13 protein-coding genes, 1 pseudogene and 1 riboswitch are annotated in these 12502 nt (G+C 58.4%); of the genes and pseudogenes, 6 read left to right on the top strand and 8 right to left on the bottom strand.

The genetic code is table 11. The annotated features are described in order from the left end of the window. Genes thiS through DMZ65_RS14200 form a run of 3 tightly spaced genes read right to left on the bottom strand, consistent with a single transcriptional unit; the run spans nt 1 to nt 1524 of the window. Nucleotides 1–195, bottom strand: coding sequence for a sulfur carrier protein ThiS (gene thiS, locus DMZ65_RS14210; RefSeq protein WP_116599550.1), 195 nt, complete (start codon nt 193–195; stop codon nt 1–3). Then, nucleotides 179–1156, bottom strand: coding sequence for an FAD-dependent oxidoreductase (locus tag DMZ65_RS14205; protein ID WP_116599549.1), 978 nt, complete (start codon nt 1154–1156; stop codon nt 179–181). Before DMZ65_RS14205 ends, thiS begins: the two co-directional genes overlap by 17 nt. Further along, nucleotides 1153–1524 carry a bifunctional hydroxymethylpyrimidine kinase/phosphomethylpyrimidine kinase gene (locus DMZ65_RS14200; RefSeq protein WP_116599548.1) on the bottom strand — a complete coding sequence of 124 codons (372 nt, stop codon included), beginning with the start codon at nt 1522–1524 and terminating at the stop codon, nt 1153–1155. Before DMZ65_RS14200 ends, DMZ65_RS14205 begins: the two co-directional genes overlap by 4 nt. Nucleotides 1525–1581: 57 nt before the next feature. Next, a riboswitch (TPP riboswitch) is annotated at nt 1582–1682 on the bottom strand. Nucleotides 1683–2075: 393 nt separating this feature from the next. On the opposite strand from DMZ65_RS14200, the gene DMZ65_RS14195 reads away from it, so the two are divergent. Together DMZ65_RS14195 and DMZ65_RS14190 are read left to right on the top strand one after the other, a co-directional pair. After that, nucleotides 2076–3056: a hypothetical protein gene (locus DMZ65_RS14195; RefSeq protein ID WP_116599547.1), complete on the top strand. Its 981-nt coding sequence runs from the start codon at nt 2076–2078 to the stop codon at nt 3054–3056. Between the two features lie 90 nt (nt 3057–3146). Beyond that, nucleotides 3147–3872: an SH3 domain-containing protein gene (locus DMZ65_RS14190; RefSeq protein WP_116599546.1), complete on the top strand. Its 726-nt coding sequence runs from the start codon at nt 3147–3149 to the stop codon at nt 3870–3872. Nucleotides 3873–4081: 209 nt separating this feature from the next. Here DMZ65_RS14190 and DMZ65_RS14185 read toward each other — a convergent pair whose 3' ends face one another. From DMZ65_RS14185 to DMZ65_RS14165, 5 genes are all read right to left on the bottom strand, one after another. Then, complete coding sequence (locus DMZ65_RS14185; RefSeq protein WP_116599545.1) at nt 4082–4858, bottom strand: SH3 domain-containing protein; 777 nt, start codon at nt 4856–4858, stop codon at nt 4082–4084. Next, entirely contained in the window at nt 4855–5697 is an 843-nt protein-coding gene (locus DMZ65_RS14180) for a hypothetical protein (protein WP_116599544.1), read from the bottom strand. Before DMZ65_RS14180 ends, DMZ65_RS14185 begins: the two co-directional genes overlap by 4 nt. Continuing rightward, on the bottom strand, nt 5652–6818 hold the full coding sequence (locus DMZ65_RS14175) for a vWA domain-containing protein (RefSeq protein ID WP_438942736.1): 1167 nt from the start codon (nt 6816–6818) through the stop codon (nt 5652–5654). Before DMZ65_RS14175 ends, DMZ65_RS14180 begins: the two co-directional genes overlap by 46 nt. Nucleotides 6819–7234: 416 nt before the next feature. Further along, nucleotides 7235–8191 carry a hypothetical protein gene (locus DMZ65_RS14170; RefSeq protein ID WP_116599542.1) on the bottom strand — a complete coding sequence of 319 codons (957 nt, stop codon included), beginning with the start codon at nt 8189–8191 and terminating at the stop codon, nt 7235–7237. A 58-nt stretch (nt 8192–8249) separates the two neighbouring features. Continuing rightward, the gene (locus DMZ65_RS14165) at nt 8250–8618 is read right to left on the bottom strand and encodes a hypothetical protein (RefSeq protein WP_116599541.1); all 369 of its coding nucleotides are present in this window, start codon (nt 8616–8618) and stop codon (nt 8250–8252) included. A 182-nt stretch (nt 8619–8800) separates the two neighbouring features. Between DMZ65_RS14165 and DMZ65_RS14160 the strand changes: the two genes are divergently transcribed. The 4 genes and pseudogenes from DMZ65_RS14160 to DMZ65_RS14145 form a co-directional block, all read left to right on the top strand. Beyond that, complete coding sequence (locus DMZ65_RS14160) at nt 8801–9277, top strand: putative pterin-binding protein (RefSeq protein WP_198662704.1); 477 nt, start codon at nt 8801–8803, stop codon at nt 9275–9277. Then, complete coding sequence (locus DMZ65_RS14155; RefSeq protein ID WP_116599540.1) at nt 9274–11046, top strand: sensor histidine kinase; 1773 nt, start codon at nt 9274–9276, stop codon at nt 11044–11046. The genes DMZ65_RS14160 and DMZ65_RS14155 overlap by 4 nt, the downstream gene beginning before the upstream one ends. Next, nucleotides 11043–12095 (top strand): response regulator, encoded by a 1053-nt coding sequence (locus DMZ65_RS14150; RefSeq protein ID WP_116599539.1) that lies wholly within the window; start codon nt 11043–11045, stop codon nt 12093–12095. Before DMZ65_RS14155 ends, DMZ65_RS14150 begins: the two co-directional genes overlap by 4 nt. 102 nt (nt 12096–12197) lie before the next feature. Continuing rightward, nucleotides 12198–12440 (top strand): annotated as a pseudogene (locus tag DMZ65_RS14145) (transposase); the annotation flags it as partial. Nucleotides 12441–12502: the final 62 nt, after the last annotated feature.

Genomic DNA, 12502 nt, shown 5'->3' with positions numbered 1-12502 from the left:
TCAGCCTCCCTGCCGCGGGGCGACGATCTCGACCCGGTCGCCAGGGGAAAGAGGGGCGTCGCGCGCCGTCGCCGGAACGAAACTTTCGTTGACGGCGGTGGCGACCTTGGCATCGCGATAGCCCAATTCGTCCAGCGCACCGGCGAGGGTTTGCGCCTGCACCTCGGTTGCGGTGCCGTTAACCGTGATCTGCATAGTAAAACTCCGGTTTGCTGTGGTCGAAGGCCAGTTCAGTCGCCATCCGTGCAAGCGCAGGCGCGAGCAGGAAACCGTGGCGGAACAGGCCATTGACATGGATCGTCTCGCCGCGACGGACAATGCGCGGCAGGTTATCGGGAAAGGCCGGACGTGCATCGGCACCGATCTCAACCAGTTCGGCCTCGCCAAAGGCGGGATGCAGCGCGTAGGCGGCCGAGAGCAGTTCCAGCACAGAGCGAACACGCCGGCGGCGATCGTCGCTTTCGATCTGTGTCGCGCCCAGCATGAAATGACCATCGGCACGGGGCACGACATAAAGCGGAAAGCGCGGGTGGAGCAGACGAACCGGGCGCGTCAGGCGGATGTCGGGCGCACGCAGCACAACCATTTCACCCTTAACGCCGCGCAGATCGGGAAGCGCATCACGCGCCGCATGCCCACGGCAGTCGAAGGTCAGGCCATCGGCATGGCCCGGCTCTGCGATGAAGGTGACACCGTCGCGCTCAAGCCGCGTCCGCAGGTGGCGCAGGGCGGCGCGCGGGTCAAGGTGAGCCTCGGCGGTGACGTGCAGCGCGCGATCGAAGCGGCCGGAGAGGTCCGGTTCCAGTGCTGCAAGGGCGGAACCGTCAAGCAGGGTGTGGCCCTCAATGCGGCGGGCGAAACGGTCGAGTTCGCGGCGGTCGCGATTGAGGGCCACGACGACAGTGCCGCGCTGCGTGACACCCACGCCCTGCCGTTCCCACCAGCGAGCCGCCTGCTGACCCAGCCGAACCACCGGCTCTTCTGCCGTTTCGCCTTCGCAGAATGGCGCAAGCATGCCGCCCGCCCACCATGAACAATGGTGTGGTCCGGGCTGCAACACAGGGTCGAAGACAGTGACCGCGCAACCTCGGGCGACCAGTTCTGTGGCCACGCAGAGCCCGGCGACGCCAGCGCCGATGACAGTGGCCCGCGTCATCGCCAATATCCGTGAAAATGGTGGACCGGGCCGTGGCGACTGCCAATAACCCGGACATCAGCCGCACAGATCGCGCCGTGCAGCCAGACCGGCGCGCGCCCGACCGGAATTTCCAGCGGCGCGCCTTTTGCCAGATCGGCGGTGATGGCCGAGGATAGGCCGCATCCGGTGCCATGGGTATTCCGGGTGATGATCCTTGACTTATCAAACGCGATGGTGCCGGAAGCGGTGATCAGCGCATCGACCGTCTTTGCGACCATCACCGGATCGCGCATCACGGGACCGCTGTAATCGGCGTCCGCTTCGGCAAGGACGGCAACGATCTCGGGCGAGAAAAGCATGCCGATCTTGATGACCTGTGGTGTCATTACTTCCTCCACCGACGACGGGAGAAGGAAGAAAAAGCGGGCACAGGTTTCCCTGCGGCCTGCTCGTGCTCCGTTCCCTCCGCCGGTATTGTCCGGATCAGGTTCGATGGGTTGGCTCGCGCCTCTCAGCCCCTCACGGGACACCCCAACGGATTCGCTTATGAGGTAGCAGTCGCCGTGCCGAGGTTCAAGCCGCCTGTGGGTGTACATTCCCCCGGACGCTGAAACGACCGCCTGCGCGGAAGGTCACGCAATGGAACAACGCGACATCGTACCGCCAAGTGAGGCCCCGCAATATTCTCCTGCCCGGCCCCCATGACGCAACACATTCTGGGATTTGAGCCAATCGAGCCCGCAACGAAACGGCGGCCCTTTTAAACTCAAGATATTTGCTTTTCCCCTGCGAACAGACGGGGCGTCGCCAGGCTGACTTTGCCAACCTTTGACCGAAGACGACGTTACGGTCGGCCCGCTGCGTGACGGTAAGGCGCGCTGACCCCGCTCCAGCATCGGCGGGCCACTAAAACAATAGAATTAGAGGAGAGCAAACCATGGATTTCACGAAACCAGACCTCAAGGCCCGCTTTGCACAACTGGGCTTTCTCGTCCGACACACTTTCACCATTGTCGGACGCAATCGCGCGTTGTTGGGTCCGCTGATTGTCATGTGGGTCTATGCTGCGGTGATGACCGGCCTGTTCTTCGCCGGGCTTGCTCTCGCTGTTTACGAAAACGGCAACAGCACATGGTTCCTGCTCGGCGGGGCTGTGATGTTTATCTACAAGTTCTTTTTCTACAACCGCGCCGAACTGACGCTCAGCCGTCTGACATATGGCACTGCCACCGGTGGCACGCCCACCCGGCGTGAGGCACGACGCGAAATTACCGGTCTCGGATCACAGGTCCGCACCCTTGGCCTGCTGGACATGGCCGCCGTCTGGGTGGCCAGCCGCAAAAACAAGGAAGGCGGCCTGATGGCGATGTTGCTGGGCAGCATCGTCGAAGTCTGGGATCTGGTAAACCACTTCCTGCTTCCGGCTTTCGCGATCGACCGGCTGAGCCTGGGCGACGGGATTGCCAAAATGAAACGGTTGAAGGATCATGTGCCCGAAACCCTGGCTGGTGTGTTCGGGATCGACATTATGGGCGGCGTGATCGGCTCGCTGATGAAGCCGCTCTATTTCTTCGGTGGCCTTGCGGGGGTTGCTCTTGGCCTTCTCTTTGGTGGCGGTATGCCGGATGCCTTTTCGGCCGGGGCGCTTTCCGAAATTTCTCGCAGCATGCCGCAACTGGGCCCGATCGGTCCGGACACCGTCTTTAACTGGCTGCCGGTCTTTGTCGTCGTCTCTGTCAGTGTCCTGCTTCACACGTTGTTCGCGCGTGCCGTGACCGCGATCAAGGTTGTTTATTTCACCCTTTTCTATACCCGCATCATGCATCCCGAAGATCTGGCACCCGAAATGCGCGCGGACCTTGAAGGATACCTTGATCTGGACGCAGACGAGATGCCAACTGCTTCGGTGTCGATATGAGGATATGTGTCCGATCACTTGTGAGCTTGCCAGGTTGGACACAGTTAACGTCAAGCGCCGGAAGGTTGGATCAGATTATGGGGCGCGAGAATGACAGGTAAATTTATTACGGGAAGGGCGTTCTTCGCATTGCTCGCGATACTGACGTGCCTGAGCTTTGGCGCTGGCGTGGCCTCTGCGCAAGAGGTCGGCAGCTACGCCCATGTTCAGGCCCACGCGCTGAATCTGCGAACCGCGCCGGATACGAGGTCTTCCGTACTGCGCGCCCTGCCCTATGGAACCTCTGTCAGCATCCTTGACCGTCGCGACGGCTGGGCGAAAGTTTTCGTTCAAGACGCTGACGGGAATTCTGCGGATGGTTGGGTCGCGGCGCGCTTTCTAGGGCAAGGTGCAAGGACTGGTGCCGAAAGAAAGCGCCCGATATTTCGGGGTCGCCATCGCACCGGACCGGAGCACCAAACCCAGACCCACCAGCCCGTTGCGCCACTGCGGGTCAGCAAGCTGGATTTCGACTGCCGCCCGGCGCTGTTCGGCAACAGCGGCATAAGAAAATGTGTCGCCAGCGTTCGCGTGCGACTGCCCCAGCAAGAGTTTGATCCGAACCGCAGTGACCACGTCTTCATTGCCTGTCGTGGCGCGATTTCCTACCGCACGGACAAGGGGCATGATTCACAACGCCTTCTCGCGTTTGAGAGGCACAGTATCGCGCGTAACGATCGACTGGGACAATCGGTGCGTGTGAGCTTTCCGGTGCGGTCGGAAAGAGACAAGATCGTCTCCGCCCAACTCGTGAGTTTTTCTTGTGAGAGGGATTAACAGATCCAGCCGTTGAATAAGCACTGTACCGCAGACTGAACGATAGCCTCCCTCCCGGTTCGGGCATGATCCACTATAGGTTTTGCGTGACTATCATCGGGCACACCGCTGGAACGGCCTGATGCTGCCGGACAGCATATTTCAGATTCCGGACGCCCCGGATACCATCTGACTTTGCATCACCCACTGCACATCCGGTCTTTCAAATGTCATTGTGGAAAGCTCCAATCTCCATGCTCGACCCGGAAAATCCGGAACGGTGCGCCGGGTTGGGATGTATCCGCGCGCAAACTGAACACCGCGCGGCTTTGCTGTCCGAAATTGGTGAAATCGACATTGATCGTGATCATACCCCGAAACATTGGTTGTTCGTCATCGGGAGCGATCCGCGTCAACTGACCCTGAAAGTCCTGCGCATCATAGAGAACGTCACTGCCGTGACCCGAAAGGTCAGGCACCATATCTGCAAAGAAGTACCGCGCGGCTGTCGGTGGAAAGAACGGATTGTCGCCCGGCTCTCCGCCCATTTCAAAAACGATATACAACTCGCGCACCAGCGCCTGTGCCTCATCCAGCAGCGGATCGCCGGTTTTTTTCATCATGTCCAACGGTGGAATGGTCGTATCCTCGTCGTCTGGCTTGATAAACTGCCCGGCGACCCAGCCTGCGCGCCTCATGTCGCTGTCGCGCATCAGGCACCAGCGCTGCGGCAATGCGCTGATTTGTGCCTCGGTCATCGCATTATAATGGTGCAATGTGTAATAAGGCACGCAGGTGATCTGTTCCAACGCGCGCGTATCGGGTGCGAAGGTCTCGATTACTGGATACATGGTTCCCGGCCCCATCCTGGCGTTCAACACGTCATTTTCGGCAACGCCGGTCACCTTCCAACTGTCCGGTCCGTGGCCGTCGATCTGCGCAAATGCCGCAGTGGCTGCAAAACCCAGCACCAGAGTGACGCTGCTTAATATTTTGCAGAACATCATTTTACCTCCACAACGGACCGGCCCAAAAGCGCGCCACCCGAGACATCCAGAAACCGGATTTCATAGAGACCGGCCTCATCGGGCAGTGTGACCTGCATGGAAGCCACGTCACCGATTGATTGCACCGAAATCCAACTGAAATCCGGTTGGTCCTTGCGTGCCAGTGCTATGCGCTGATCGGCGCTGTCGCTTTGCAAAGTCCATGTCACCGTGATCGTTTCACCCGGCGCGGCCGTCGCTGGCACACTCAGCCCAGCCCCATTGTCTAACGGCGCGTCGGCACCAACGACTTCCACTGGCGCGCGTGCCAACGTGCGCGCGCCCTGATCAAGCACATAGCGCAATTCATACAAGCCTGTGGTGTCAGGTGCTGTCAATTTGCCCTGCGTTACCGAATTCACGCGAATATAAGCGGCGGAGCTGCCTTCTTCCGCACCCATCGGCACAATGGTGATGAAATCACGCGCGCTGACATTGCTTGACCAAGTAACGTCAATTTCAGTCCCCGCACGCACCACCCTTGGGCCAGAAATTCCGACCTCTGCCTCGACGACCTCGATAGGCGCGCTGGCCAATGTGACGGCCCCGGCGTCAAGAACGTAGCGCAACTCGTAAAGCCCCGTTTCCGCCGGTGCGGTCAGTTTGCCCGCAGTGTCGGTTTTGGCGCGGATGTAACCCGTAGAAGTGCCCGGATCCGACCCCATCGGCACGATGGTGATATAGTCGCGCGGGTTGATGGTTTTGCTCCACGCAACGTCAAACACCGCTCCGGTCGTGACCTGGTCCGGGCCGGTTACGGTGACCTCTGCCTCGACGACCTCGATCGGCGCGCTGGCCAATGTGACGGCCCCGGCGTCAAGAACGTAGCGCAGCTCGTAAAGCCCCGTTNCCCCGTTTCCGCCGGTGCGGTCAGTTTGCCCGCAGTGTCGGTTTTGGCGCGGATGTAACCCGTAGAAGTGCCCGGATCCGACCCCATCGGCACGATGGTGATATAGTCGCGCGGGTTGATGGTTTTGCTCCACGCAACGTCAAACACCGCTCCGGTCGTGACCTGGTCCGGGCCGGTTACGGTGACCTCTGCCTCGACGACCTCGATCGGCGCGCTGGCCAGTGTCACAGCCCCGGTGTCAAGAACGTAGCGCAGCTCGTAAAGCCCCGTTTCCGCCGGTGCGGTCAGTTTGCCCGCAGTGTCGGTTTTGGCGCGGATGTAACCCGTAGAGGTGCCCGGATCCGACCCCATCGGCACGATGGTGATATAGTCGCGCGCGTTGATGGTTTTGCTCCACGCAACATCGAACACCGCACCGGTCGTGACCTGATCCGGGCCGGTTAGCGTGACTTCAGGCAGCGCGGGTTCCTCTGCAACGGGTTCGGGCTCGGGTGTCACCGGCTTCAGATCCATGGCGCTTTGGACTTGCGCCAAAGCGTCGGTCAATTCGGCTGCATTGCTGGCGGGCAGAAAAACGCCCCCGGTATTTTCGGCAATGCAGGACAGACTGGCGTTGGCCGCGTCATCCAGATCAAAGCCCACCACATGAACGGTAAACGCGACGCCTTGCTTTGCAAGCTGCGCGGATAATGCGCAGGGATCGGCGTTGCAGGTTTCCACCCCGTCAGAAATCAGAACCACCGTCGCCGGATTGTCACGGTAGGACAAAAGGTCGGCGGCATGGCTGACAGAGGCGGAAATCGGCGTTTTACCGACGGGATTAATCGCATTGACCCTGGCGATAAAGGCTGCGCGGTCAAGCGGGCCTGGGGCGACCATTGTTTCGATATCAGTGCAGTCACCTTCCGCGCGGTGACCATAAGCAACAAGACCCAGATTGGTGTTGTCATCCCAATCCGTCACCAGATTGCCCAGGACATCCCGCGCGATCTCGATCTTGCTGGTGCCGTCGATCTGACCCCACATCGAGCCGGATGCGTCATAGACGATCACCACGTCCTCTTGCGCCATCGCGGGAGCGGCAGCCGCGGCAACGCAGGCCGTCATCGCCATCGCCGCAATTCTCGATACGATTTGTTTCATGCGCTCATTCCTTGCTGAAGGTAGTCTCTTGTATCTCGTGATGTCTTGCCGGGCTTTGTGTCGAACGCGACGTGACCAATGCAACCCCGTGACCGGCGCGCCGACGGCCTGATAGGCCTTATCGGCACCCTCGCGTCCGCGCACCGTTTTCTGGGGCTTTACCGGGATTTGCGTTAAGCGTGTCCTTGCCGTTGAAGAATTCATAGGGGCCCTCGCAAACAATGCTCGCCAAGGCTGCCTGCGGTAAGATCGCAACAAATGCGAGCGTCAGTGATATCCGTGTGGAATTATTCATTCCGCACCTTCATTGGCAATTTTATGGACGTCAGTTCCTGTGATATTTATCATGTTGCCGCTGCATCTGCGCCAAACGTGCGGTCCTTCAGCTTGCGGAATTTGCCTGACATCTGCTCCAGCTTGGCTTCCCACTCAGGGTTCGGTTGCTGACCCTCAATTGTCTGGAAATAGACCTGCATCATGCAGGTGATGGCAAAAGGTTCTAGCAGGGCCGCCTTCACGCTCCATGCGAACAGCAGTGCGAATACCACGCCGCCTGCCGCCCATGCGCCGGGCATCAGGTAAACCACCAGCGCCGCTGGCGCGAGCATGACAAGAAACACGATAAAGCTCAGGCCGTAGACGATAATTGCCAGCCATGCAGCATTTTTAAGCATCGGTTTGTAGTTCTGCGCATAGAGCACGAGCGCCATTTTCGCGGACCCCCATGCATTTGTTGAATTCGTGCGGATGGCATAGGCAAGGATCACTTCGTCAACGAACCCGACAGCGACACGCAAGAACGCGGATATAAGACCGCCAATCTGTTGCGCGCCGGGGATCGGCAGAATGGTCAGGATGCCGCGCACCAATCCCGAAATGGCGCGCACAACGCCTTTGATCAACTGATCGACAGCGAACAACACGCTGGCCTGCGGAAACCGCTCTTTGACCACGGCTGTTGCATGTTTGATCTGACTGCGGTCATCTGGCATCGGTTTGCCGTCGATCAATTCAATCAAAACGGCAATGTGTCCGGCCTTGACGATGTAGAGAATATATTCGCGCGCCCAATACATAAAGACGCCAAAAATTCCAAAGCCCGCAAAGCCGCCCCACATTGTTGTCGTCGCGCGAAACTCTTCATCGCCAAACCCACCGACACCCCAGCCGACACCGGCACCGACGCCGGTGATCAGAATATAGCCCAGCGAAATCCCGAAATAGACCGCCATGCGCAACAGGATAAACGGCATCGTGCGCACCATCATTCCGAGCGCACCACCAATACTAAAATCCCACATTTCCCTCTCCCGCGTAAAGCTACATTGCCTGCCTGAAAAACTGTTTCATGCGCTGAGATTACCCCTCGCACTTGCTATTGCCGTATTTTGCCACGCACGCCCGCGCGGTGCAGGATGATATCTGCGGGCCGCGTTGCGCTTTTTTGATATCGACGGTTTCGACCGCCGTGTAGGGAACCGAAACCGTCTTCAGGACCGGCTTGCAATTGGTAGTTGTCCCGGTCGTTTCGCAGACGGTTTCGCCGGTCGGTCGTTCTTCGTTACGGTATTTGGTGACAATCTCTTGTCGATAGACCGGCGGAATCTTCAGCAACCACTCCGCTTCACAATGACTTTTTTCAGTTCGGTATTCTGGTGTGCCGCAACTCGAAAGCAAAACGATCCCAGCGACCCCAACAATCCTGAAATGCGGGATGATGTTCAGCATAAGTCTACTCCGGCCATGTTGGTGCGCTCGCAAGTTGCAAGATTTCACTTTAATCTTGCACGATCTGTCCGGGTCGTACCCCGTTCGTTCAGAGGGGGACGTCAAATAAATTCTGTCATAAAATCTTTGCACCGGCACGCGAAGACGACTGATCAAGCAATAGCCAATGGGAGAATGCCACCATGTTTATCAAAGTCGCCGCTTTGGCCTGTGGTTCGATGCTGGCCAGTAGTGCCACATCCGCCGATCAACCCGCGCTATCCTTGCATGTGACAGGGCAGTTCGCCAAAGCACCTGTTACCCTGGATCGCGCAGCCCTGGACGACCTTTCGGCGGTCACGATCGAGACATCGACGGTCATCACCGACGGGACGCACAGCTTCACCGGGTTCCTGATGCGCGATCTGCTGGACCACCTGGGCGCAACAGGCACCAGTGTCACCGCGGTTGCGCTGAACGATTACTCAGTGGAGATCCCGATGGTTGATTTCTACGACTACGACGTGGTCGTCGCCACGCATATGGACGGAAAGGCACTACGCCGCGCCGATAAAGGGCCGTTCTGGATTGTTTATCCGCGCGATGACCACCGTGTCTTGCAGGATATTCGCTTTGATTATCGCTGGGTCTGGCAGCTCTATCAACTCGACGTGCAATGACAAATTCTCATACGCCCACACTCAGACTGATCCTGCCACTCGCGGCCGTTGTGGTTTTTGCGATGCTGTTGACCTTTTCCTTGATCCGGATGTTCGAGATCGAGAACGCCATGCGTGTGGACGCCGAGCAGAACATGTTATGGGTGCTGCACCAAAGCGAAGTCGCCGCACTTCGCCTATCCGAGACAGTGGCACTGGCAGATCTGGGAGAAGCCACGCGTGACGATCTTTCACTGCGTTTCGACCTTCTCGTCAGCCGGTTCGTCTTGCTCAATGACGGGCCACAGCGCCGGTTTCTTGAACATACCGGCTTTGGCGACGATCTGGATCGCTTGTCCGCGACTCTCGATTCAATTGCACCGATGATTGCGGAGTTTGCGCCCGGTGACGGTGCGCCGCTGCGCGTAGAATTGGCACCGTTTCCGCGCCTTTTCGGGCGGGCAGCAAATGCTGCGATGATGGCTGAATGGGACGAGTTGGGCGGGCGGCTAGAGACCTATCGCGACCAGTTGCGCCAGATCATTGCCTCGCTGATCGGGATCATGATGGCTGGCGGCATTCTGGCGGTGATACTGGTTTTGGCGCTGCGCCAAACGCGCCAGCGCAACCGGATGTTGCGGCGCGAAAGGGATTTTTCGGCCCTTCTTGTTTCGTCCAGCGGCGAAGGCATCTTGGCTGTAGATCAATCCACGCGATGCACCATGTGGAATAGCGCAATGACACAATTGCTGGAAACGAGCGGTGAAGACGCTGTCAACCAGCCGTTAGACAGGATCGCCGGCTTTTTCGACACAACGCCGGTGCGTGAGGGGATCAAGAGCGCGCTGCAAGGTGAAACCTCGCGGCATATGCTTCAGCCGCTTTTTCGCAAGGATGCAGACGAACCGCTCTATGTGGATTTGCGTTTCTTTCCAATGCGTAACGAAGAAGATATCCTCGGGGCGATCCTCTTCATTAATGATGCCTCTGATCGATATGCTGTTCAACAGAAAGATGCGCAAGACCGTGATCGATTGGAGTACTTAGTGGCCGAGCGCACCCGTGAATTGGACGACGCGTTGCTTCGGGAACGGTCGGCTGGCGAAATTTACCGGAATTTTGCCGCCATGATCTCGCATCAATTCCGCACGCCTCTCGCAGTCGCGGATTCCGCCTTGCAACGTCTCATTCGCAGGGGTCTACATGCGAAACCGGATGAGGTGGTCGAACGCGCGGATCGCGCGAGAAACGCCATTGCCGGCCTCACGCGGTTGGTGGAAAGCACACTGGACGCAGCACGTCTTGATGCGGGCCAAATGGGCGCGCGTCGGGTAGAATGTGACCTTGGCGAAATCATCCGGACGGTCTGCGCGCGACAGCGTGAAACGACGCCCACGTCCAAGATTGACCTGCGCTTCGATATAGCCGGATCGGTTGCGGCGTTCTGCGATCCGGCCCATGCCGAACACATCTTGGAAAACCTGCTGTCGAACGGCATCAAGTATGCAGCGCCGGAAACCTCTGTATCCGTTGTTCTGCACGCAGATGCGCAGTGGCTGTTTTGCGATGTGTCCAATACCGGCCATTCTATTCCCGAAAATGAGCGGGCCCGGATTTTTGATCGCAACTATCGCGGCGCGAATAGCGTCGGTGTCGTTGGTACAGGGATTGGCCTGTTCATGGCGCGCGCGTTGGCACGATTGCAGGGGGGCGATGTCACATTGCAGCCGGATGTCGCCGGCGTGACGTTTCGCATGACACTGCTCCGCTTCAAGGGAGGCCAGACATGAGCCGCACGGCTGACCGGGCGCTGATCCTCGTCGTCGAAGACGAAAAGGCATTGCGAAATGACATAGTCGAGGAATTGCAGGAAGCCGGGTATCGCACCCTCGCCGCGTGCTCGGGCGACGAAGCGTTGGATCTGCTGACAAGTGCTTCACCTGATCTGTTGCTTTGCGATATAACCATGCCGGGTTTGGACGGCTACGGTGTGCTGCACGAAATCCGAAGCATGCGGCCAGAATTATTCGCGGTGCCTTTCGTCTTCCTGACCGCGATGTCGGAACCCTCTGAGATGATCAGAGGAAAGCTGCTGGGTGCCGACGATTATCTGGTCAAGCCCGTCGATTATGACCTGATGCTGGCGACCATCGCCGCGCGTGTGCGTCAGGTTGATCGTATTCGAAATCAACATGAGAGCGAAATTACCGCCTTGCGTGAAGCACTTTCCGGCCTGTCCAGCACCGGTGCGGAAGCAGCCCTCAACCTTATCACCCTCGGCGCAGTGTTGCTGGACGGGGCCGCGAAACCGGTCCACTGCAATCACGCCGCCAAGCGCATGGTTGCCAACACCGATACCATCGCACTCGATCAAGACGGATTTTTCTCGACCGATCCGCTATCAAACAGAGACTTGAAGCGCGCTATTGGTGATGCTGTAGGGTTGGCAAAAAACGGAAAAGAGAATGTTGTTGGCATAAATTTGCAGCAATCAGGGGAAACCGGCGTGATTTCGGTCGTCCTGTGCAGCCTGCCCCAGTCCGGCGAGGCCCAAGAAGGCTCCCCGCATGTTGCACTGTTCATTTCTACGCCAGATCAGAAAAGACAGATTCCAGAAGCATTGCTCATGGAAATTTTCGATCTGACACCAACCGAAGCGCGTGTCGCCGGTTCGTTAGCCCGCGGAAACCGCTCTGCCGATGTGGCAAAGGAATTGGGCGTGACGCAAACGACCTTGTCGTTCCATCTGCGAAACCTCTTTCAAAAAACCGGCACAAATCGCCAGGCCGACCTGATTGCGTTGATCCTTGCTGGTCCGATGATGATCCGGTCGGAGTAGGGTATATACTACGTTGGGTCACTGCCCCATCAAGCCTAGGGTCAGGACCCATTGATTTCCGCCGTGCCGGATGCATCATCTTGCTGAAAACCAGCGGTGAACATGTCTAATCTTTTCTGGCTGACGGATGCGCAGATGGCGCGTCTTGAGCCCTTTCTTCCCAAGTCTCATGGCAAGCCACGCGTGGACGACAGGCGCGTGTTGAGTGGGGTTATTTTCTTCAATCGCAATGACTTGCGGTGGTGCGCCGCGCCCGCCGCGTACGGGCCGCACAAGACGCTCTACAACCCTTGGAAGCGGTGGAGCGATAAGGGGATCTTTGCTCGGATGATGGCCGGTCTGGCTGGGTCGTGTCCCGGGGGGTGGTGTAGGAACTGGCGTCCACCTGCCTCTTCATAGCTGGTGTT

Origin of the sequence: Primorskyibacter marinus (genome assembly GCF_003313245.1) — a bacterium.
Classification (GTDB): domain Bacteria; phylum Pseudomonadota; class Alphaproteobacteria; order Rhodobacterales; family Rhodobacteraceae; genus Primorskyibacter; species Primorskyibacter marinus.
This window is presented reverse-complemented; position numbering and strand designations above follow the sequence as displayed.